We start from the raw sequence: 20,594 nt of genomic DNA on the forward strand, positions 1-20,594 counted from the left end.
ATAATAAACGCTCCGCAAGGCGATGTCTCGTTTGACACGTCATGCGGAGCATTTTTTTTTGCGCAGGGCGGACTGCCACTTGACAATTCTTTATATTATCAATATTATAATATCAAAATGACAATATTAAATGTCGCAAAGCATCTTTGCCGCACAGCCAACACGAAGCGAGGAGCGTGGACGTCATGATCAGGTTAAACGGGGAGACGCTGGTTTTCGAGGCGTATCCGAACGGAGAGACGCGAGTGGACGGAGAGCAGATTCTCGCGCTGACAGAGGCGGGAGCGGTTCATCGCATCGGCTTCAAGTATGAGACGGACGCGGACCTGATCAAGCTGATGTTCGTCAAATGCTTTTTGGACGAACGGCAGCCCGGCCCGGCGGCGCTCGACATCTGCTACATGCCGTACAGCCGGATGGACCGGACGGAAGGCGCGTCGGCTTTTACACTGAAGTATACGGCGCGAATGATTAACGCCATGAACTTCGACCAGGTGACGGTCGTCGAGCCGCATTCGGACGTCACCCTGGCCTTGCTCGACCGCAGCCGCGCGGTTTACCCGACGCTTGAGCTGCTGGGCCGGGTGACGGCGGAGACGGGATTCGATCCGTCGGCGGACTATCTGTTTTTCCCCGATGCGGGGGCGCACAAGCGGTACGGCCGGGTGGAGGGCTTCAGGCAGCTGGTCGGCCGCAAGGAGCGGGACTTCCGGACGGGACGCATTCAGAAGCTGGATATCGCGGGCGGCGTCGACCGGCAAGGGTTCAAGGCGGTTATCGTCGACGATCTGTGCTCGTACGGCGGCACGTTCCTGCTCGGCGCCGAGCGGCTGCGCGAGCTGGGGGCTGCGCACATTTACCTGCTCGTCACGCATTGCGAGAACGCGATTCATCAGGGCAAGCTGCCGGCTTCGGGCTTGATCGACCGCGTATACACGACGGACACGATTCTGGACGGGCCAAGCACGGACTTTATCCAAATTTATCCGATCGGAGGTTTGCTGCCATGACCGCTATCGCCAACAATTACGTTTACCCCGCCACACTGCTCTGCGACTTTTACAAGGTGAGCCACAAAAACCAGTATCCGCAAGGCACGGAGCTCGTCTACTCGACCTGGACGGCACGCGCGAGCCGGCTTGCGGACGTCGATCGGATCGTGGCATTCGGCTTCCAGGCTTTTATCAAGGAATATCTGATCGATTACTTCGATGCGAACTTCTTCGGCAGAACGAAGGTTGAGGTCGTTAACGAATACAAGCGCGTCATCCGCCATGCACTCGGCGATCCGAACCCGGACGCGACGCATATCGAGCGCCTGCACGAGCTGGGCTACCTGCCGATCAAGATTAAGGCCGTTAAGGAAGGCAGCCTCGTGCCGGTCAAGGTGCCGATGCTGACGATCGAGAACACGCAGCCCGCGTTTTTCTGGCTCACCAATTACCTGGAGACGCTCATATCGTGCCAGCTGTGGGGGCCTGCGACGAGCGCGACGCTCGCCTTCGAATACCGCAAGCTGCTCGAGGACTTCGCGCGCCGGACCAACGGCGACGCTTCGGGTGTACCGTTTCAGGGACACGACTTCTCGATGCGGGGCATGGGCTCGCTCGAGGCGGCCAAGGCCAGCGGCGCGGGCCATCTGCTCTCGTTCACCGGCACGGATACGATACCGGCGATCCTTTATCTCGAGGATCATTACGGCGCCGATATGGAAAAGGAGCTGATCGGCACGTCGATCCCCGCCACCGAGCACAGCGTCATGTGCGCGCACGGCCGGGACGAGGCGGCGTCGTACCGGTACCTGATCAAGGACGTCTATCCGAGCGGATTTGTCTCGATCGTGTCGGATACGTGGGATCTGTGGACCGTGCTCGACGTCGTCATCCGCGGACTGAAGGACGATATCATGAGCCGCGACGGCAAGGTCGTCATCCGTCCGGACAGCGGCGATCCGGTCAAGATCATCTGCGGCGATCCCGACGCGGAGGAGCCGCTCGCCCGGCGGGGCGTCATCGAGATTTTGTGGGACATCTTCGGCGGGACGACGACCGCGCGCGGCTACAGGCAGCTCGACAGCCACATCGGCGCCATCTACGGGGACGCGATCACGATCGCCCGCTGCCGGGAGATCTGCGAACGGCTCGAGGCCAAAGGCTTCGCATCGACCAACATGGTGTTCGGCATCGGCTCGTTCACGTACCAGTACAACACCCGCGACACCTTCGGCTACGCGCTCAAGTCGACCTACGCGATCGTGGACGGCGAGCATCGCAAAATTTACAAGGACCCGAAGACGGACGCGGGCAAAGTCAAAAAGTCGCAGACGGGGCTTGTGCGCGTCGTGCCGCAGGGAGATACGATGGCCTGTATTGATAATCTGGACAAGGAAGAATACGATCAATACAGCGGGATCGATCTCCTGGAGGACGTCTTCGCAGACGGGCGGCTCGTGCGCGAGCACACGCTTGGCGACATACGCCAGAGACTCCTCGGGAACCTGTAGGACGAAGCGATAGGAGCATGCGCGTATGAACGATTCTAATGCCGGACATTATTCGGCCGCGGGGTTCCGCACGCCCGACGGCGCGCCGACGGACATCGTCGTATTCACGATTACCAAGACCGAGCGGCCGGGGGCCAAGAAGGCGCTCCCGCTGCGCCGGCTGGAGGTCATGCTGATCAAGCGCCAGCAATGGCCCTGCGAGGGCATGTGGGCGCTGCCGGGCGGATTCACGCGCGAAGGGGAGACGGTCGAGGCATGCGCCAGGCGGGAGCTGCTGGAGGAGACGGGCGTAGCGGACGTGCATCTGGCGTACTTCAACGTGTACAGCGCGCCGGGCCGCGATCCGCGCGGCTGGATGATCTCCCATGCATTTTTTGCGCTCGTCGAGGAGCGGTGCGTGGCAGACCGCAGGACGTCGGACGAGGCGTCGGACGTGCGGCTGTGGCCGGTCGAGGAGGCGCTCGCCATGGAGCTGGCTTTCGATCACCGGACGATTGTGTCCGATGCGGTCGACCGGATCCGCAGGCAGATGCTGACGACGACGATCGCCAGGGAGTTTCTGCCCGAGACGTTCACGATCGCGGAGCTGTACCAGGTGATCACGACGGTCGTGCCGACCTTCGAGGAGAAGAACTTCATTCGCAAGATCACCTCCACGCAGAGCCGCAGGGGCATTCTGGAGGAGGTCCGCGATGGTGACGGGCGGCCGATGATGTCCAACCGGTACTCGCAGCGGCCGGCGCAGCTGTACCGGTTCACGGACTATGCGCCGGAGCTGTCGATATACGGATAAGAGCTAGGGCTGTCGATTGGCGGAAAGCAAAGACGGGGGCGATGGGCATGGAACTGGCAGAGCGGATACGGGGCGGTCTGTACGGCGTAGCCGTCGGAGACGCGCTGGGCGGCACGACCGAGTTCATGTCGCCGCGCGAGATCGCGGAGCGGCACGGCTATCTGACCGAGATCGTCGGGGGCGGCGTATGGCGGCTCGAGCCCGGCGAGGTGACCGATGACACGATGATGACGCTGTGCGTGGCGGACGGCATCCTGGCATCGCCGGGTGATCCGGTACAGGCGATCGGAGAGCGGTTCCTGCGCTGGTATGCATCCGATCCCAAGGATATCGGGAATATCATCCGCCGCGTACTGAGCACATACGAGGACAACTGGTTCGAGGCCGCGCTGCTTGCTGACCTCGATCTCGGACAGAGCGCTGGCAACGGCTCGCTCATGCGGTGCCTGCCGGCGGCGCTGGGTTATCCGCGATGGGAGGATGTGTCTCGCGTGTCGCACATGCAGTCGAAGATGACGCATTACGACGAGCGCTGCGGCGAGGCATGCGAGATCTACAACCGGATCGCGTTCGCCATGCTGGCGGACGACGTCCCGCTGCGGGAAGCGATCGAACTGGCGGTTGCGGGCACCGACTACGAGGAGATGCTGACGGCGGAGCCGGCTTGCGAGCCGAGCGGCTATGTCGTGCATACGTTCCGCTGGGTGCTGCATCTGCTGCTGACGTCGCGTTCCTTCGAAGAAGTCGTGCAGCGGGCGGCCAACCTCGGCGGCGATTCGGACACGATCGGCGCGATTGCAGGCGGGCTGGCCGGCGTGCATGGCGGTTATGGAGGCATCCCCCCGCGATACACTTCGCGGATCTTGATCGGCGATCGGCTGGACCGGACCGCCGATCAACTGGCGGCGCTGCGGACCGCGCGATGAGGGACTAGGGAAGAGGCGAATTCAGCCGTTCGATGACAGCGCATGCTGTCCGAACGGCTTTTCGGCATGTTGTCCTTCTTGTCGCAAGCGCTTTCCCAGAATGAAAAATCACTCATTTTTAAATTTTTCCTTTTTATTGACTGTATAATAGCGAGCAGTGCAGGTGACGAATCTCGATTGTTCGATAAGGAGATGAAGCCCATTAACCGGTTGTCTAGAATCGCTTTGCTGGCGATGGCGCTGTTTCTGGCGCTGGGCGCGGGCGCTGCGTACGCAGATGCGAGCGGCACGAATAAAACGATATACATAGCGGACACCAAGATCGAGCTGACTCAGGAGCTGTGGACGATAGGCGGCTGGACCTACGCGCCGGTCAAGGAGTTTGCGGACCTGATGGGCTGGACGCTCGTCCACGACGCGGGTTCGGGGGAGATCACGCTAAGCGGCGGACTGGAGGATTCGCTTTCCTTTCGCGCCGGATCTTCCGAAGTAGTCTTCAACGGCCGTACATACGATATCGGTGGCACGATCAGGGCCAAGGACGGGATTACCTACGCGCCGCTGCGCATTCTCGCCGAGTCGATGCATGCGAGCGTCGGCTGGGAGCCGCGCGACAAGGTCGCCATCGTCCGGCAGGAGGAGGCGTACGCCGTCGCGGCCGGCGATACGCTCTCGAGCATCGCGGGCGCTCACGACACGTCGGTCGCGGCGCTTAAGGCGCGCAACGGTCTGACCGGCGACGCGCTGCAGATCGGCCAGCGGCTCAAGGTCGTCGCGCCGGACTTCCTCGATCCCGACAGCGCGCCCAAGGCGGCGCCCGCAGCCGAAGCTGCGATCGACCAGGCCGAGCTGACGATGCTCGCGAAGCTGGTGGAGGCCGAGGCGGGCAGCGAGCCATACGCGGGCAAGCTGGCCGTGGCGAGCGTCGTGATGAACCGGCTCCACAACGACAACTATCCCGATACTGTCAAGGGCGTCATCTACGCACCCGGCCAGTTCTCGCCCGCGGGCAACGGCAGCCTCGAGCGCGAGCGGCCGTCCAGGGACAGCCTGAAGGCGGCGAAGGCCGCCCTGTCCGGCGAGAACAACGTCCCGGGCGCGCTGTTCTTCTTCAATCCGCGGCTCGAGCCTGCCAAGGCCAAGCGGGTGAAGGCGATCAAGAAGATCGGCAATCACCTGTTCGCCAAGTGAAGAAGCATGCGGAAGGCGGGGCTGCGGCTCCGCTTTCTTTTTTGCCGTCTGTCGCTCCGACAGGACAAACGCGTCCGAGAGTGGGTAAACTGTTAAAAAAGCGATGGAAAGAGGCGATCGTCATGGAAAAAAGAACGTACGGCAAGACGGACATGCAAGTGAGCGTGCTCGGCTTCGGCGGGGCGGAGATCGGCTTCGAAGGCGCGGACCAGCGCGAGGTGGACAGGCTGCTCGGCAGTGCGCTGGATGCAGGCCTTAACTTGATCGATACCGCCGAATGCTACAAAAACAGCGAGGAGCTGATCGGCCGGGCCATATCGGGCAGAAGAAGCGACTATTATTTGTTCACCAAGTGCGGTCATGCGGCCGGGCTCGACTTGCCCGACTGGGACCCGCGTATGCTGGAGCAGAGCATCGATCGCAGTCTCGCACGGCTGAAGACGGATTACGTCGATGTCATCCACCTCCATAGCTGCTCGGAAGAAGTGCTCAAGCGGGGAGATGTCATCGACGTGCTGAAGCGTGCCAAGGAACAGGGCAAGACCCGGTTCATCGGCTACAGCGGGGACCATACGAACGCACTCTACGCGGTCCGTACCGGCGCGTTCGACTCGCTCATGACGTCGTTGAACGTCGCCGATCAGGAGGCGATCGACCTGACGCTGAGCGAAGCGGCCGAACGGGGGATGGGCGTCGTGGCGAAGCGGCCGGTAGCCAACGTCGCCTGGCGGCATGCCGCCGAGCCGGATGCCAAGGCATACGAGTATCCATATTGGCAGCGGCTGCAGAAGCTGAACTACGGTCTCCTGCAAGGCAATCTGGAGGAGACCGTCGGCCGGGCGCTTCGCTTCACGCTGTCGACGCCCGGCGTCCACACGGCCATCGTCGGCACGGCGAAGCCGGACCGCTGGGCCGAGAACGCCCGGCTGCTGGAGCGGGGCGCGCTGCCCGAGGCGGAATACCTGGCGATCCGCGAACGCTGGCAGGCTGTCGCCGAAGCGGATTGGATCGGATTGGAATAGACGAGAGAGGGCCTTCTCTTATCCTCCGGGATATGATTAAATAGAATAAAATATGCCAGTGGTGAAGCACACCCCGGCAGACCGTTCATGACGGTCTGCCGGGGTGTTTGCTTTTCCGGAAGGAGACAATGAAAATGGACCCGAACATGCTTTTGCAACACGTCGCCCTGATTTATAATAAGGATAACGAGCGCATCGCTGCGCTCCGGTCGGATGGTGAGGCGACGCGATGAACGGCGGCCGTCAGCCGTCTGTCCCATTTCCGCACGACACGTCCTACCGTTACCTGCTGTCGAGCAAAAAGCTGTTCGTCGAATTGCTTCGTTCCTTCGTCAGCCGCGGCTGGGTGGAGGAGATCGACGCAACAGAGCTTGAAGCGATCGATCACTCGTTTGTGCTGCCGGACTTCAGGCGCAAAGAAGCCGACCTCGTCTACAGGCTGCGGATGAAAAATCGCGATATTATTTTTTACTTGCTGCTGGAGCTGCAATCGACCGTGGACATGGCTATGCCATACCGCCTGCTGCAATATCAGATGGAGATCTGGCGATACTTGCAGCGCAACCGACAGGTCGAGGAAGGCGGCATATTTACGATACCGGCGATCGTGCCAATCGTTCTGTATAACGGCCAACGTCCTTGGACGGCTCCGAGACAGCTGCGGGCATTGATGGAGGGCGAGCAAGCCTTCGGCCCGGAGCTGCTCAACTTCGAATACTTGCTGATTGACGTAGAGCGCTACACGGAGCAAGAGCTGCTGGAGCTATCCAATACGATCGGCGCCGTGTTCCTGCTCGATCAGACTGCGGACCGGCAGCAGCTGCACGACCGGCTGGGCAAGCTGATGGGCACCGTCCGCGCGATGTCCGAGGATATGCAGAGCCAATTCCTGAATTGGCTGGCGAACATGGTGACCAAGCAACTGCCGAACGGCCATGAAGCGATCGATGAACTTGTAACTCAACTGAAATTGGAAGGAGAGAGCACCATGGGACTGCAGCAGAATCTGGAGGCGATTCGCCACAGCGGTGTGGAGGAAGGAATCCAACTGGGCATCGCCAAAGGGATAGAGCAAGGAAGGCAAAGGGGGCTGGAGGAAGGGCTCGAGAAAGGGCTTGAACAAGGCCTTGAGCAGGCCGCGCACCGGATGATCCTGCTGGGGCTCGACGACGAGGTCATCATGCAGGCGACGGGCATTGCGGAAAAGCGGCTGCGGGAGTTGCGCAAGCAGACGAACTGAGCCGCGTTATGGAAGGCAAGAGGCAATTTTGCAGGCAGGCTCCACTCCTTTGCCGGATGGAGCCTGCCTTTTATATGCCGCTTCCTTTCTTCGCTTTGCCGCATTTCAGGCAGTAGCGTCTGCCGTATGACCGCGCATAGCGGATAATGGTGCGGAGCGCTGTCCGATCTTCCAGCTTGGCGAAGGGGCAGGGATCGGGGCGCGTATTGACCTCCAAGATCCACGGTTCGAGTGTGCGGTCGACGGCGATATCGATGCCCAGCTCGTTCATGGCCGGGTACGAGGCGCCGAACCTGGCTGCGGCGAGCAGTGCCAGTCTGTTCATGCGGCCGAGCAGCTTCATCGCTTGCCTGCGTCCCGCGACAAGTCCGAGCAGCCGCCCGGCGTCGTATATCGTTCCTCCTTGGCTGCCGTTGGAGACGATTTTGGCCGGGTGGGCGACACGGGCGGCGATCCCGGTGTTCTCCCACTTTCCCGCCGGGCTCTTTTGAACCATGATGCGAAAATCGAACGGTCTTCCCCGGTAACGAAGCGTATGGATGCCCTGTTGGACGAGATGACGTCTGGCCCCGACATGCCGAAGCAAGGACCGGTACATGGCGTCGTACGACCCCAACTTGAGGCGCCGCGTGCCCGTCTGATAGCGATACCCGTCCCCCGCATCCCGCTCGACCCTGCACACGCCGATTCCCTGGGAGCCGGTATCCGGCTTTACGTACACCATCCCGTATGCTTCCAGCATCGCCCTCAGGCGCTCCCGGCTTAGCGCCGCCGTGCGCGGTACGCGCCTGGCGAGCTCGCCGCCACCCTCCAGCAGCAGCCGCGTTTTAACCAGCTTGCTGGACACCGTCTGCTTGAGCGCGCGCTGCTCCTGCTTGCTCATATGATCCCTCCTTGTCACGCCGTATCCCTCTTCCATCATACGAAGCAGCGCGGATATTTGCGCATGCGAAGCGCTAATGGCGCGCCTGGCGCATCCCGATGCGCTTATCGGCGAACCCGCCGCAGGCGGCGGGCATATGCTGACAGCATCAGCAAGCAGGCCCGAGCCGCTTGCGGGCAGGAGGGAAGCGCATGTCCGAGCCCGAGAACTGGAAGACCGTCGCCGAGCGAACGGTCCGGCATTTCCCATGGTACAGGCAACTGCCGGGCTGGGACGCAGCTGCGTTCGCACGGCTGCCGCTCATGACGGCCGCCGTGCTGGAGCAGCATTACTATACGGCGGACAATCCGCTCGCCGGCAGCGGCGATCACAGCGGCTACAGAACCTCCGGCACGAGCTCCGGGCTGCGCAAGACCATCTACTATTCCGCCCGGGACGAGGCCGACTATATGCGCATCAAGCTGGATGCGTTCCGCGCGCTATTGGGAGACCGGCGCTATCGGACGGCGGCCTCCGATATGGGGACCGGCCATGCGGAGGCGACGGCCGCGGACGTCTTCCGCAGCCTCGGCATGGACGTCCATACACTGTCCTACCGCGAGCCGATCGGCATGCACGTCGACCGGCTGAGGCGTATCCGTCCCGAAGTGCTGTATACGATGCCCTCCATTCTGGAGCGGATTCTGCTCACGGCGGACGATCCGTCCTCCTTCGGCATCCGCCAGGTGATCCTGGTCGGAGAGACGGCGGCCCCGGGCTGGATCTGGCGGACGGCGGAGCGGCTGGGCATCGCACCGGAGCGGATCGCCGATACGTACGGCTCGATCGAGATCGGCACGATTGCGTATTACTCCGCCCGACACGGGCGTTACCTGCTGACGGAAGGCTTGTACGCCGAAGGCATCGGCGCCGAGACGCTCGGAGACGGCTACGCGCCGCTATCGGACCCGGATGAGCAAGTGCTCGTGCTGACCTCCGCGGTCCGGGAATCGTTCCCTGCGCTGCGCTACGTCACCTATGACGTCGTGCGCGACCTGCGCCCGATTGTGGTGGACGGCGCGCCGCGTCAGAGCTTCCGCAGCATCGTGAAGCGGATCGGACCCGACCTGAAGCACGGCGAGAAGATCAGCATCTACGACATCGAGGACGTCGTCTACCGGCATGTCCGCGACGCGGGCGTGCGCGTGAATGTGGCGGGCAACGCGCTGCGCATCCATCTGCACGGCGCGGAGGCGGACGGCCGGCTGCTCGGGCGCATCCAGGAGGAGCTGCAGGAGCGCATACCGGAGATCGGCGCCATGATCCGGGGCGGCATGCTGGGCGGCATTGAAGTGCTGGCGGAGACATACGACGACGCGAAAAACCGCGGAGCCGTGAAGAACAAAAAAATATTTTATACGTAAAGGTCGGATCAAGATGAGGCTCGAGGAAGGCATCGCCGGCGCGATCGGCGGTACGCCGCTGATCCGGCTGCGGCGGCTGTACCGCGACGAGCCGTTCGAGGTGTACGGCAAGCTGGAATGGATGAACCCGGGCGGCAGCGCCAAGGACCGCTCGGCGCTGTACATGCTGCGCGGGGCGATCCGGCGCGGCGAGGTGAAGGCGGGCGGCACGATCGTGGAGTCGAGCTCCGGCAACCTCGGCATCAGTCTGGCGCAGCTGTGCGCCTATCTGGGGCTGCGGTTCGTCTGCGTAGCCGATCCGCGGACGACGGCGCGCCATCTGCAGATCATCCGCAGCTACGGCGCGGAGATCGAGCTGGTGACGACGCCGGACCCGCAGACGGGTGAGTATCTGCCGGCCCGCATCCGGCGGGCGCAGGAGCTGGCGCGGGAGATTCCCGGCGCATACTGGACCAATCAATACGCGAATCGGGACAATGCGCTGGCACATGCGGAGACGACGATGCGCGAGATCGGAGAGCGGCTGGGCGCCGCGGACTATCTGTTCTGCGGCGTCAGCTCGTGCGGCACGATACGCGGCTGCCGGGATTATATTCGGGCGCAGGGCTGGCCGACGCGGATCGTGGCGGTCGACGCGGAGGGAAGCCGCCTGTTCGGCGGTGCCCCGGGCAGGCGCAGATTCCCGGGGCTGGGCGCGGCGCAGGTTCCCGCACTGCACGACGAGGGCCTCGCCGACATCGTCGTACGCGTGTCGGACGCGGACTGCGTGCGCGGCTGCCGGGAGCTCGTGCGGCACGAGGCGATTCTGGCCGGCGCCTCGTCCGGCGGGATCGTCGCGGCCGTGCATCGGCTGCGTGCAGAGATTCCGCCGGGCGCGGTATGCGCGGCGATACTGCCGGACCGGGGCGAGCGGTACCTGGACACCGTATACGACGACGAGTGGGCGAGACGCGAGCTGGGACCGGAGACGGCAGCGCCGGACGACCGGGACGGAGGGGGCGGCATATGATTTATTTGCACGATGGGCATATCAGAGCGCTCGGGATCGACTGGCGACGGCTGACGGATATCGTCGAGGCGGTCGTCCGCACACGTGAGGCGGGCGAATGCGTCCATCCGTCCAAGACGTACCTGCGGTACGGGGATGCGCGCAACCGCATCATCGCGATGCCGGCTTATGTCGGCGGGGCGTTCGGCCTCGCGGGCATCAAGTGGGTGGCGGGCTTCCCCGGCAATCCCGATCTGGGACTGCCGCGGGCGCATAGCGCGATCGTGCTGAACGATGCGCAGACGGGGCGGCCGACCGCCGTGATCAGCGGCGGATTGCTGAACGGCCTGCGCGCCGCCGCCGTCAGCGGGCTGATGCTGCGCGCGTATATGAAGGCACGCCGGCCGTCGGCAGTGCGTCTGGGCATCGTCGGCTGGGGACCGGTCGGCCGGCTCCATCTCCAGATGTGCGCCGACCTGCTGGGAGAGCGGCTCGCGCGGGCGACGCTCTGCGATCTGCGTCCGATCGACCCCGAGACGGTGCCCCATGATCTGCGCGGCATCACGGAGATCGCCGGCGGCTGGCGGGAGCTGTACCGCGGAGCGGACGTGGTCGCGACCTGCACCGTGTCGGCGAAGCGGTACATCGACGAGCGCCCGCCCGCGGGCGCGCTGCTGCTCAACGTGTCGCTGCGGGATTATGTGCCGGACAGCGTGTTCAAGACGACGGCCGCGGTGGTCGACGACTGGGCAGAGGTATGCCGGGAAAACACGGACATCGAACGGCTGCATCTCGAGCGGGGGATGGAGGCGTCGGAGGCCATGACACTGGCGGATGTCGTATGCCGCGGAGGCTTGGAGGAGACGCCGGCCGATGTGCCCGTCTTCTTCAATCCGATGGGACTCGGCGTCTTCGACATCGCGATCGCGGGCTATTATGCGGAGCAGGCGATGGAGCGGGGCATCGGTATAGTATTGGAGGCGGACGGCGGAGAACATGATCGGCTGCCGCCGCCCACCGGCAATAGCTAATCTCAATCGTTGTAGCGGCCTCTGTCCCGGCGGGCAGGAGCTTGCTGCATGAAGCCGGCCAGGCAGCGCGCGGCCGCCATGCGCCTGGCGGGATCGTGCCAATAATGCGGTCCGTGCTGGCAGGCGATAGGCCGCATGAACCGACGCTTCGTCAGAACGGATTCAGCACATGATAGAATACGTTCGGCGAAGCCATGCGGTAATAATGGCTGCACCAGCCGGCGCCTCTGTTGTTGAAGCGGTTGGCCGTGCTGAAGACAAGCCGTGCCTGCTCCAGCTCCTCGATGCGGCCAAGCCGCCCGTCCGCATAGGCGATCAGCCGCTGCGCAGCCGTATCCAGACGGTTCGCGACGCCGCCGTAGCGGATGTCGAGCACCTCCCAGCCGAACGGCTTGAACATCCGCATCCACTGCTCGCGGTGCGCGGAGCGCAGCGCCTGCACGCCGGCCGCGATCGCAGGGAGCGCCCCTGTCGCCAGCGCCCGCAGCGTGTCCTTGTCCCCCGCGTCATAAGCCCGCTTCAGCGCGATGCCGAGCTCGCTCTTCAGCTTCAGCACGGCGCACAGCCGCTGCGGCACCTCGAACAGATAGTCGAGCGCCGCGTCCGGATCGCGTCTCGCCGCGATGACGGCCTCGAGTCCCGCATAGTGGGCGGCCATCGGCAGGCCCTCGATCTGACGGTCGAACAGGCCGAGCAGCACATCCTGATACAGCAGGAACTTGGACGGATTGCTCTGCTTGGCATTGTCCGGCTCCGCGCCCGGCGTCTCGTCGAGATACCGCAGCTGCAGATAGGCGTCCGCTTCGAGGCCGGTGACGAAGCGGGCGCGCTCCGCAACCTTTTCCCAATCGGGACTGCCGTCCGTATAGGCGTGCTCCGCATAATACTGCAAGCCGAGCAGCGCGATATACGGATTGCTCTCATTGCCGTCGTCGCCCCACATCGTCGCGTAGATCTCGTCGATGCCCTCCTGCTTGCATACGGTCAGCGCGACGTCCGTCGCCCGCAGGGACATGCCGTAGTTGACGCCGAACGTATTGAAGATCCACACCGCACCCGCGAAGACGAGTCTGCAGCCGAGCGGCCGGTGCCGGTCGATGAGCTGTCTGTAGTCGTCCTGCTCCATATGGGTGTAGTCCCAGTACACCATGTCAACATCCTTGGGAATCAGCCGGGCCATCTCCTCGGGGATACGGATGTTTTTGTCATAGTAGTCGCCGCCGTCCGTCGAAGCCATCTTGAGGAACATGTCGCTCCACATCATGGCATCCAATCCTTTGCGGCGGGTGACCGCCAGCACGCGGTCCAGATGGCCCGCCATAATCTCGAGCCGGCGCTTGAAGCCGTGCCGGTCCAGATACTTGCCCCGTCCGACCTCCTCCGCCTCGTCCATGCCGATATGAATCTTCCGGCTGCGGAACGGCGCGGTCGCCGCCTCGATCATGCGTTCGATCAACGCCCCCACCCGCTCGTCCTCCGCGAGCAGCGCGCCCTTGGTATCCTTGTAGGCTGCGACGGGCTCCCACTTCAGGAACTCCTCCAGATGGGCGAGCGTCTGAATGCTCGGGAACGCTTCGATGCCGAACCGGTGCGCATAATCGTCTATCTCCCGCAGCTCCGCGGCCGAATACCGTCCCCGCATATATCCGAAGTACGGTTCGTTCTCGATCTCGTAGGTATCCTCCATGTACAGCATGACCGTATTGAGTCCCATGAGCGCCATCTTGCGCAGCAGCTCGCGCCAGGCCTCGACCGTCAGCACCGCATTGCGCGACAGGTCGAACATCGGGCCTACCGTGCGGAGCCGCTGGCGTTCCTCGATATGAAAAGGCGCCCCGGCGCGCCCACGCTGTACGAACAAGCCCAATCCCCGGTAGAACTGATGCCTTCGTCCATACCGGATATAACCGCGCGCACCCTGCGGCCCGTATTCCAGCCCTACGGTCAGCTCGTCCTCGTCGCCGGACCGTTTGACAAGCACGGGTATTCCGTCGGCAGCCGCTGCGATCCCAAGCTCGGGCGTCAGCGCGTCGATGCCGTCGGCCAGCGCCGTCCAATCGCCTTCCCAGCGTATTCTCATCGTCAGACCCCACCTCGATTTTCCAATTCATACACCATTCCACTATTATACAGACAGCGGCCCGGCTGTCGGGAGGGGCACCTTTCGGGAATAAGGGATGTAAATCCGCAGTATCGTGCCTGCCAAGAAAGAGGCCCGCCAAGAGAGACGCCCGCCAAGAGAGGTGCCGGGCAAGCATGCGCGGGCTTTGGTATACTCGAATCAACGCCCGGCGTGCCGGGTCTCTGCAGTCGGGTGAAGCCCTTCGGAAAGGGGAGCCGGTCATGTCTCTGCATTATGAGCTGTATACTTATCGCGATATTCAGGCGGCGCACGGCGATGCGCTGCTTGCGGGCAACGGGCTGTCGATTTCTTTTTCGCCCAGGTTCAGCTACGGGTCGCTTTTTCAAGCCGCCGTACCCGGCATGGAGCGCACGGTGTCCGCCATATTTGAGGCGCTTGGCACGACGAACTTCGAGCTGGCGCTGCGCGAGGTCAATCAGGCGATCGCCCTCAACGGGCTCGTCGGCAACGACAGCGGCAGGCTGCCCGAGGTCTATGCGGATATCCGGCAGTCGCTCGTGCGCGTCGTGCAGCGGGTGCATCCGGAGAAGACGGATATCGACACGCCCTCGGAGGACGCGCCGCTCACGCCGACGGGCAGGAAGCACGGCAGACTCGCCGAGCTGGGTCTTCAATTTGCAAGGTGCGGCGCCATTTTTACGACTTCGTACGATCTCATTCCTTACTGGGCGATCTTGACTTCGCCTTCTTCCTTCAAGGACTTCTATTTTGAAGCCTGCACGTTCTCGCCTCATGTGCCGGAGCCGTACATCGACCGGATCCCGCTCTACTTCCTGCACGGCGCGCTGCATCTGTACACGGCGGACGGATTCACCCGCAAGATCGTGGCCGAGAGCCGCCAGCTGACGCTGCCCCGTACGCTCGATCAGCTCTACCGGAGCCGTGAAGCGCTGCCGCTGTTCGTCTCCGAAGGGCGGAGCCGGCACAAGCTGTCCCGTATTTTGGACAACGAGTACCTTTCTTTCTGCTACGAGGCGCTGAAGCGCAGGTCCGGCGGGCTCACGGTGTTCGGCTTGTCCCTGGACGGCGACGAGCATATTGTGGACGCTGTGCGGGAATCCGGCATCGCGCGCATTGCCATCGGCATCTATACGCCGGGATTGACCCCGGAGCAGATCGTGCTGGAGCAGGCGAGATACGCAAGCAAACTGGGCGGCGACCGGGAACTTGTGTTTTTCGACTCGGTGACGTTCGGGAGATAAGGCTAAGCGCGCCTGCGGACTGCGAAGCCGACCTTCTTGGCGCATTCTTCTTTATTTTGCGGCCGGTTTGTGATTTAATGGTCGTAATACAGTTCCGCGGCGAAGCACGCCTCGGCAGGACGGTTCAGACCGTCCCGCCGGGGCGTTTTGTTTTTCCGGGGACGAAGGGAGGTTCGATCTGTTGCGTATGAACGGTTTGGATTATAATAGGCTTAAACGCATGAAGGCGGCGCTTCGCCGATCGCTTCGCATGCGCCGGAGACGCCCGAAACGCCCGAATGGACGCTGAGCAGAACAAGCCGCCGTCCGTCGCTTTTCCGCACGATACGTCCTACCGTTATCTGTTGTCCAGCAAAAAGCTGTTCGTCGAGCTGCTTCGCTCCTTCGTCGTCCGCGAGTGGGTGGCGGAGATGAACGAATCCGATCTGGAGACGATCGATCATTCGTTTGTCCTGCCGGACTTCAAGCGCAAGGAGGCCGATCTGGTCTACCGTCTGCGGATGGAAGGAAGGCGAGATCATCTTCTATGTGCTGATGGAGCTCCAGTCTACGGTCGATCCCTCGATGCCTTACCGTCTGCTGCTCTATCAAGCGGAGATATGGCGTTACCTGCTGCGCAACCGCGCAGCAGCACAGGGCGAGGGCTTCTCGCTCCCGGTCATCGTGCCGATCGTATTGTACAACGGGCAGAAGCCGTGGACGGCCGCCAGACGGCTGCGGACGCTTATGCCGGGGGAGCGCGCTTTTGGATCGGAATTGCTGGACTTCGAATATGTTCTGATCGACGTGGAGCGCTACACCGAGGAGGAGCTGCTGTCGCTGTCGAACACGATCGGCGCCGTCTTCCTGCTGGACCAGACGGCCGATCGGGAGCAGCTGCTCGCACGACTGTGGAAGCTGATGGGCATCGTCCGCGCGATGTCCGAGGATATGCAGAGCCAGTTCGTCAACTGGCTGGCGAACATCGTCTCGCTTCGCCTGCCGCCGCACGCGCCGGAGGTCGGGGCTCTGATCGAGGATCTGAAGGATAAGGAGGACGGCATGATGGGACTGCTGCAGAACCTGGATGCGATCCGTCGCAGCGCGATGGAGGAAGGCATTCAATTAGGCAAGGAACAGGGGCTGGAGCAAGGTTTGGAGCAGGGCCTCGAGCAAGGCCTGGAGCAGGCCGCGCTCCGGATGATCCGCTTGGGGCTCGGAGACGAGGTCATCCTGCAGGCGACCGGGATCTCGGGCGCACGGCTTCGGGAATTGCAGCGGCTTGCGAGCGCGCAATGATTGATCCTGGCGCCGGCGTTGACAAGCGCGCCGTTCGACGCTAGAATAATCAGACAATTGCAAATCGGAATTATGCCTGTGAAGAGCATCCAACTCGGAGGCGTTCCCGTCAAGAGCAGACCCGCGCAGCGCCCGAAGCGCGCGGCTGCATCCTAAGTTTACCGGCCCCGCCCGTTACCGCGGAACCAAGAGGACGAAGTCGCGCCCAGAAGCGCGAATTCGTCAAGTTGGGTGGCACCGCGAGCTGACGCTCCTCGTCCCAATTCGGACGAGGGGCGTCTTTGCGTTTTTAACCCACTTGGAGAGAGGCGATGGGCAATGAATCGACAGTACAATTTTAACCCGGGACCGGCGGCGCTGCCGCTTGAAGTGCTGGAGCAAGGAAGGGACAGCTTCGTAGAGTATGGCGGACAGGGCATGTCGATCCTGGAGATGTCCCACCGCAGCAAGCCTGTGGAGACGATGGTCGAGGAGACGGAGCGGCTGCTGCTGGAGCTGATCGGGCTTCAGGGAGCGGGGTATCGGGTGCTGTTCATGTCGGGGGGAGCGAGCGCGCAGTTCGCGCTGCTGGCGATGAACTTTCTCTCGGGAGGCAAGGCGGGGCGTTATGTGCTGTCGGGCAGCTTCTCGGAAAAGGCGTACGAGGAAGCGCTGGCTGTCGGCGCGGCGGAGGTGCTGGCGAGCGGAAAGGCGTCGGGCTGGGCAAGGTTGCCGAATGTCGATGCAGCGCTGGGGAACCTGACGGAGAGGGATACCGCGTATGTGCACCTGACGACCAACAATACGATCGAAGGCTCGCAGTTCAAGGCGCTGCCGGATACGGGAGATATCCCGCTGATCGCCGATATGACAAGCGATATTTTAAGCCGCCGTCTCGATTGGACGAAGCTGGCGATGTTCTATGCCGGCGCGCAAAAAAACCTGGGTCCTGCGGGCGTGACGGCGGTTGTGGCAAGGGAGGATCTGCTGACGGAGGCGAATGCGAAGCTCCCGACGATATTCCGGTATGGCACCTATGCCAAAAACAACTCGCTCTACAATACGCCGCCCGTACATGCCATCTACATGATGAAGCTGATGCTCGAGTGGACCGCCGCCCAGGGCGGCGTCGCGGCGATGGAAGCGCGGAGCGCGGAGAAGGCGTCGCTGCTGTATGACGCGATCGATGCGAGCGGCGGCTTCTATCGGGGCATCGTGGAGCAGCCGGATCGCTCGGCGATGAATGCCACCTGGCGGCTGCCGGACGAAGCGCTGGAGAAGGCATTCGTACAGGAGGCCCGGAGCGCGGGCTTCGCAGGACTCGCAGGCCACCGAAGTGTCGGGGGCATCCGGGCATCGATCTACAACGGCGTAGAGGTCGAGGCATGCAGGGCGCTCGCGGGGTTCATGAACGACTTCAGGAGCCGCTGGGGCTGAAAGGGGGAGCGGCATGCTGGACCTGACATTTATCCGCGAGCATGCGGAGCTGCTGCAGCGTACGGCAGACCGCAAAGGGATCGCAGTGTCGATCCCGGCTCTGCTGAAGCAGGACATGTTGCGCAAGGCGCTGCTGCAAGAGGTGGAGCAGCTCCGGGCGCAGCGCAACCGCCGCACGGAGGAGATCGCCGCGCGCTTCAGAGCGCCGGGGGCGCGGGAATCGCAAGCCGCAGCTGCGGGGGTCGAAGCGGCGAAGCGGGAGGTGAGGGCAGTCAATGACAGGCTGGCTGTGCTCGAGGGACAGCTGGCGGAGGTCACGGCCGAGTGGCGGTCGCTGCTGGCGCTCGTGCCGAATCCAGTGTCGCCGGACACGCCGGACGGGCGTTCGGATGCCGACAACGTCGAGCTTCGGCGGGTCGGAGAGGCGCCGGCGTTCGCGTTCGAGCCGCTGGATCATGTGCAGCTCGGCGAGCGGCTCGGCATGCTGGACCTGGCCCGCGGGGTCAAGCTTGCAGGTACCCGCAGCTATGTGCTGAAGGGCATCGGCAGCCGACTGCATCGCGCCGTGCAGCAGTTGGCGCTCGACGCGCTGGAGCGGCGCGGCTTCACGCCGCTGGAGGTGCCGACGCTTGTGCGCGGCGAGGCGTTCGCGCATACCGGTTTTTTCCCGCTGGGACGCGACCAGACCTATGCCTTGGCGGAGGATGACAAATACTTGATCGGAACGTCCGAAGTATGCCTGGTGTCGTATTATGCCGGCGAGATCGTCGAGCTGGAGCAACCGATCCGGCTCGCGGCAGCGACCGCCTGCTACCGGAGCGAGGCGGGTTCGGCGGGACGCGATGTCCACGGCCTGTACCGGGTGCATCAGTTCGCCAAGGTCGAGCAGGTCATTGTCTGCAGGGCTGACGAGGCGCTCGCGGACGCGCTCCTGCACGAGATGACGGCGAATGCGGAGGAGATCCTGCGGCTGCTGGAGCTGCCCTACCGCGTCGTGGCGGTCTGCGCAGGCGACATGTCGCAGAAGACGCACAAGCAGTTCGACATCGAGACCTGGATGCCGAGCCGCGGGGCATACGGGGAGACGCACTCGTCGTCGAACGTGCTGGACTTCCAGGCGCGGCGGGCGGGCATCCGCTACCGCGACGCGGACGGGGCGCTGCGATTCGCGTACACGCTCAACAATACGGCGGTGGCGACGCCGCGCATTCTGATCCCGCTGCTGGAGAATCATCAGCGGGAGGACGGCTCGGTCTACGTGCCCCTGGCGCTGCGCCCTTACCTGGGCGGGGCGGAGGAGATTCTACCGTTTTAACCCAATGTGATACCGGGGGCGGTTACTCGGCCTTGAACAGTCCATCCAGATGGCTGGAGACGATCCGCATGAGATCGGCGCGATCCAGGTGCTCGGCATAGGTCGTATAGTGGACGACGAGCCCGTCGACGAGCGCGTGCAGCAGGCGAGCCTCCAGATCGATGTCGATGCCCGGCCGGGTGAGTCCGCGTTCGGACAACAGGTCGATCGAGCGCCTGAAGCCGGCGTACAGCTCCTCGTGGACCTCCTGGCTCAGTGCGCGGATGGCGGGATCGGACACCGCCTTCCCTGCGAATGCCAGCCATACCTCCGCTTCTCCGAGGCGCTCGTCATCGAGCGGCGCGAGCTGCTCGATGACTTTTTCCATGTCCGCGCGCGGTTGTCCGGTGAAGGCGAGACTGTCGATGCGCGCGTTGACCCGCCGCACGAGCAGCCGCATCGCATAGGCGAGCAGGTCGTGCTGGGCGTCGAAGTAATGGCGCAGCGCGCCGAGCGATATACTCGCTTCCTCGGCGGCCCGGCGCACGGATACGCCGTCGAGGCCTTCACGCCGGACGAGGCGCAGGACAGCATCGGCAATATGTTCTTTTCGTTTTTCGTGATCGACGATTTTTGGCATATCCCCATTATAATACGATTGTATTATTTAATGTAGCTGTTATAATGACATTTAAATAATACGGTTGTATTGTAAAGGGGTGTCGCCATGATCGGCTTCATTATCGGCTGCGAGATTGCGTTTTGGGTGCTGATCGTTGCCGGACTCGCCTGCCGCTATTTGCTGGGGCAGCGGAGGACGGGCGCAGCGCTGCTCCTGCTGACGCCCGTCGTAGACATCGTCCTGCTGGCGGCGACGGTCATCCATCTGAGGGGGGGCGCCGAGGCGAGCTACACGCACGGCCTCGCCGCCGTCTATATCGGCGTCTCGGTCGCGTTCGGGCATGCGATGGTCAAGTGGGCGGACGAACGGTTCGCCCATCGATTCGCGGGAGGCCCGGCGCCGGTACCGAAGGCCCGCTACGGACGAGAGCACGCCAGAGCGGAGCGCCTCGGCTGGTTCAAGCATCTGCTGGCCTGGGCGATCGGCTGCCTCTGTCTGGCCGGCATGGTCTATCTGGTCGACGACCGGGACGGCACGCAGACGCTCGCGCAGATCGGCCGGGTGTGGTCCATCGTGCTGGGCATCGATTTTCTGATCAGCTTCAGCTACACGCTGTCTCCAAGGAAGGCCAAGCGCAAATCATAGCGCTACACGCTTGC

The 20,594-nt window shown here is 63.1% G+C and carries 20 protein-coding genes; 15 read left to right on the forward strand and 5 right to left on the reverse strand.

The genetic code is table 11. The features are described from left to right. Positions 1-185 precede the first annotated feature (185 nt). The 7 genes from VQ071_RS00440 to VQ071_RS00470 all read left to right on the forward strand — a co-directional run bounded on the left by VQ071_RS00440 (position 186) and on the right by VQ071_RS00470 (position 7,675). Positions 186-1,010 carry a ribose-phosphate pyrophosphokinase gene (locus VQ071_RS00440; RefSeq protein WP_340511858.1) on the forward strand — a complete coding sequence of 275 codons (825 nt, stop codon included), beginning with the start codon at positions 186-188 and terminating at the stop codon, positions 1,008-1,010. After that, on the forward strand, positions 1,007-2,503 hold the full coding sequence (locus VQ071_RS00445; protein WP_340511859.1) for a nicotinate phosphoribosyltransferase: 1,497 nt from the start codon (positions 1,007-1,009) through the stop codon (positions 2,501-2,503). The genes VQ071_RS00440 and VQ071_RS00445 overlap by 4 nt, the downstream gene beginning before the upstream one ends. 25 nt (positions 2,504-2,528) lie before the next feature. Next, entirely contained in the window at positions 2,529-3,296 is a 768-nt protein-coding gene (locus VQ071_RS00450) for an NUDIX hydrolase (RefSeq protein ID WP_340511860.1), read from the forward strand. A gap of 47 nt (positions 3,297-3,343) precedes the next feature. Further along, positions 3,344-4,222 (forward strand): ADP-ribosylglycohydrolase family protein, encoded by an 879-nt coding sequence (locus tag VQ071_RS00455; RefSeq protein ID WP_340511861.1) that lies wholly within the window; start codon positions 3,344-3,346, stop codon positions 4,220-4,222. A 210-nt stretch (positions 4,223-4,432) separates the two neighbouring features. Then, positions 4,433-5,413 (forward strand): cell wall hydrolase, encoded by a 981-nt coding sequence (locus tag VQ071_RS00460; RefSeq protein ID WP_340511862.1) that lies wholly within the window; start codon positions 4,433-4,435, stop codon positions 5,411-5,413. Positions 5,414-5,535: 122 nt separating this feature from the next. Continuing rightward, positions 5,536-6,435, forward strand: a complete 900-nt coding sequence (locus VQ071_RS00465) for an aldo/keto reductase (RefSeq protein ID WP_340511863.1) — start codon at positions 5,536-5,538, stop codon at positions 6,433-6,435. A 229-nt stretch (positions 6,436-6,664) separates the two neighbouring features. Further along, positions 6,665-7,675 carry an Rpn family recombination-promoting nuclease/putative transposase gene (locus VQ071_RS00470; RefSeq protein ID WP_340511864.1) on the forward strand — a complete coding sequence of 337 codons (1,011 nt, stop codon included), beginning with the start codon at positions 6,665-6,667 and terminating at the stop codon, positions 7,673-7,675. 70 nt (positions 7,676-7,745) lie between these two features. On the opposite strand, the gene VQ071_RS00475 is transcribed toward VQ071_RS00470, so the two are convergent. Continuing rightward, positions 7,746-8,558, reverse strand: coding sequence for a YheC/YheD family protein (locus tag VQ071_RS00475; RefSeq protein ID WP_340511865.1), 813 nt, complete (start codon positions 8,556-8,558; stop codon positions 7,746-7,748). A gap of 191 nt (positions 8,559-8,749) precedes the next feature. Between VQ071_RS00475 and VQ071_RS00480 the strand changes: the two genes are divergently transcribed. From VQ071_RS00480 to VQ071_RS00490, 3 genes are read left to right on the forward strand one after another with little or no spacing between them, the layout of a single operon-like run. After that, a complete protein-coding gene (locus VQ071_RS00480) occupies positions 8,750-9,961 on the forward strand; it encodes a CoF synthetase (RefSeq protein WP_340511867.1) in 1,212 nt (403 codons plus the stop codon). A 13-nt stretch (positions 9,962-9,974) separates the two neighbouring features. Further along, entirely contained in the window at positions 9,975-10,970 is a 996-nt protein-coding gene (gene sbnA, locus VQ071_RS00485; RefSeq protein WP_340511868.1) for a 2,3-diaminopropionate biosynthesis protein SbnA, read from the forward strand. Then, positions 10,967-11,980, forward strand: coding sequence for a 2,3-diaminopropionate biosynthesis protein SbnB (locus VQ071_RS00490; protein WP_340511869.1), 1,014 nt, complete (start codon positions 10,967-10,969; stop codon positions 11,978-11,980). The genes sbnA and VQ071_RS00490 overlap by 4 nt, the downstream gene beginning before the upstream one ends. 2 nt (positions 11,981-11,982) lie before the next feature. Here VQ071_RS00490 and VQ071_RS00495 read toward each other — a convergent pair whose 3' ends face one another. Together VQ071_RS00495 and VQ071_RS00500 are read right to left on the reverse strand one after the other, a co-directional pair. Further along, complete coding sequence (locus tag VQ071_RS00495) at positions 11,983-12,117, reverse strand: hypothetical protein (RefSeq protein ID WP_340511870.1); 135 nt, start codon at positions 12,115-12,117, stop codon at positions 11,983-11,985. 14 nt (positions 12,118-12,131) lie between these two features. Beyond that, complete coding sequence (locus VQ071_RS00500; RefSeq protein ID WP_340511871.1) at positions 12,132-14,060, reverse strand: beta-N-acetylhexosaminidase; 1,929 nt, start codon at positions 14,058-14,060, stop codon at positions 12,132-12,134. Between the two features lie 263 nt (positions 14,061-14,323). Between VQ071_RS00500 and VQ071_RS00505 the strand changes: the two genes are divergently transcribed. Further along, on the forward strand, positions 14,324-15,325 hold the full coding sequence (locus tag VQ071_RS00505; protein ID WP_340511872.1) for a DUF4917 family protein: 1,002 nt from the start codon (positions 14,324-14,326) through the stop codon (positions 15,323-15,325). A gap of 212 nt (positions 15,326-15,537) precedes the next feature. Here VQ071_RS00505 and VQ071_RS00510 read toward each other — a convergent pair whose 3' ends face one another. After that, entirely contained in the window at positions 15,538-15,768 is a 231-nt protein-coding gene (locus tag VQ071_RS00510; protein ID WP_340511873.1) for a hypothetical protein, read from the reverse strand. Positions 15,769-15,772: 4 nt separating this feature from the next. Between VQ071_RS00510 and VQ071_RS00515 the strand changes: the two genes are divergently transcribed. The 3 genes from VQ071_RS00515 to serS all read left to right on the forward strand — a co-directional run bounded on the left by VQ071_RS00515 (position 15,773) and on the right by serS (position 19,334). Then, positions 15,773-16,603, forward strand: coding sequence for an Rpn family recombination-promoting nuclease/putative transposase (locus VQ071_RS00515; RefSeq protein WP_340511874.1), 831 nt, complete (start codon positions 15,773-15,775; stop codon positions 16,601-16,603). Between the two features lie 318 nt (positions 16,604-16,921). Beyond that, on the forward strand, positions 16,922-18,019 hold the full coding sequence (gene serC / locus VQ071_RS00520) for a 3-phosphoserine/phosphohydroxythreonine transaminase (RefSeq protein WP_340511875.1): 1,098 nt from the start codon (positions 16,922-16,924) through the stop codon (positions 18,017-18,019). Between the two features lie 13 nt (positions 18,020-18,032). Further along, positions 18,033-19,334, forward strand: a complete 1,302-nt coding sequence (gene serS / locus VQ071_RS00525) for a serine--tRNA ligase (RefSeq protein WP_340511876.1) — start codon at positions 18,033-18,035, stop codon at positions 19,332-19,334. A 22-nt stretch (positions 19,335-19,356) separates the two neighbouring features. Here the strand turns inward: serS and VQ071_RS00530 are convergent, their stop codons facing one another. Then, the gene (locus tag VQ071_RS00530) at positions 19,357-19,953 is read right to left on the reverse strand and encodes a TetR/AcrR family transcriptional regulator (RefSeq protein WP_340511877.1); all 597 of its coding nucleotides are present in this window, start codon (positions 19,951-19,953) and stop codon (positions 19,357-19,359) included. Between the two features lie 87 nt (positions 19,954-20,040). On the opposite strand from VQ071_RS00530, the gene VQ071_RS00535 reads away from it, so the two are divergent. Next, on the forward strand, positions 20,041-20,580 hold the full coding sequence (locus tag VQ071_RS00535; RefSeq protein WP_340511878.1) for a hypothetical protein: 540 nt from the start codon (positions 20,041-20,043) through the stop codon (positions 20,578-20,580). Positions 20,581-20,594: the final 14 nt, after the last annotated feature.

It is taken from the genome of Cohnella sp. 56 (genome assembly GCF_037963805.1).
Taxonomy (GTDB): Bacteria; Bacillota; Bacilli; order Paenibacillales; family Paenibacillaceae; genus Cohnella.

Coding starts and splice junctions, on each gene's coding strand:
- VQ071_RS00440 (WP_340511858.1), top strand. CDS start 186: ATGATCAGGTTAAACGGGGAGACGCTGGTTTTCGAGGCGTATCCGAAC.
- VQ071_RS00445 (WP_340511859.1), top strand. CDS start 1,007: ATGACCGCTATCGCCAACAATTACGTTTACCCCGCCACACTGCTCTGC.
- VQ071_RS00450 (WP_340511860.1), top strand. CDS start 2,529: ATGAACGATTCTAATGCCGGACATTATTCGGCCGCGGGGTTCCGCACG.
- VQ071_RS00455 (WP_340511861.1), top strand. CDS start 3,344: ATGGAACTGGCAGAGCGGATACGGGGCGGTCTGTACGGCGTAGCCGTC.
- VQ071_RS00465 (WP_340511863.1), top strand. CDS start 5,536: ATGGAAAAAAGAACGTACGGCAAGACGGACATGCAAGTGAGCGTGCTC.
- VQ071_RS00470 (WP_340511864.1), top strand. CDS start 6,665: ATGAACGGCGGCCGTCAGCCGTCTGTCCCATTTCCGCACGACACGTCC.
- VQ071_RS00475 (WP_340511865.1), bottom strand. CDS start 8,558: ATGAGCAAGCAGGAGCAGCGCGCGCTCAAGCAGACGGTGTCCAGCAAG.
- VQ071_RS00480 (WP_340511867.1), top strand. CDS start 8,750: ATGTCCGAGCCCGAGAACTGGAAGACCGTCGCCGAGCGAACGGTCCGG.
- sbnA (WP_340511868.1), top strand. CDS start 9,975: ATGAGGCTCGAGGAAGGCATCGCCGGCGCGATCGGCGGTACGCCGCTG.
- VQ071_RS00490 (WP_340511869.1), top strand. CDS start 10,967: ATGATTTATTTGCACGATGGGCATATCAGAGCGCTCGGGATCGACTGG.
- VQ071_RS00495 (WP_340511870.1), bottom strand. CDS start 12,117: ATGCGGCCTATCGCCTGCCAGCACGGACCGCATTATTGGCACGATCCC.
- VQ071_RS00500 (WP_340511871.1), bottom strand. CDS start 14,060: ATGAGAATACGCTGGGAAGGCGATTGGACGGCGCTGGCCGACGGCATC.
- VQ071_RS00505 (WP_340511872.1), top strand. CDS start 14,324: ATGTCTCTGCATTATGAGCTGTATACTTATCGCGATATTCAGGCGGCG.
- VQ071_RS00510 (WP_340511873.1), bottom strand. CDS start 15,768: ATGATCGATCGTCTCCAGATCGGATTCGTTCATCTCCGCCACCCACTC.
- serC (WP_340511875.1), top strand. CDS start 16,922: ATGAATCGACAGTACAATTTTAACCCGGGACCGGCGGCGCTGCCGCTT.
- serS (WP_340511876.1), top strand. CDS start 18,033: ATGCTGGACCTGACATTTATCCGCGAGCATGCGGAGCTGCTGCAGCGT.
- VQ071_RS00530 (WP_340511877.1), bottom strand. CDS start 19,953: ATGCCAAAAATCGTCGATCACGAAAAACGAAAAGAACATATTGCCGAT.
- VQ071_RS00535 (WP_340511878.1), top strand. CDS start 20,041: ATGATCGGCTTCATTATCGGCTGCGAGATTGCGTTTTGGGTGCTGATC.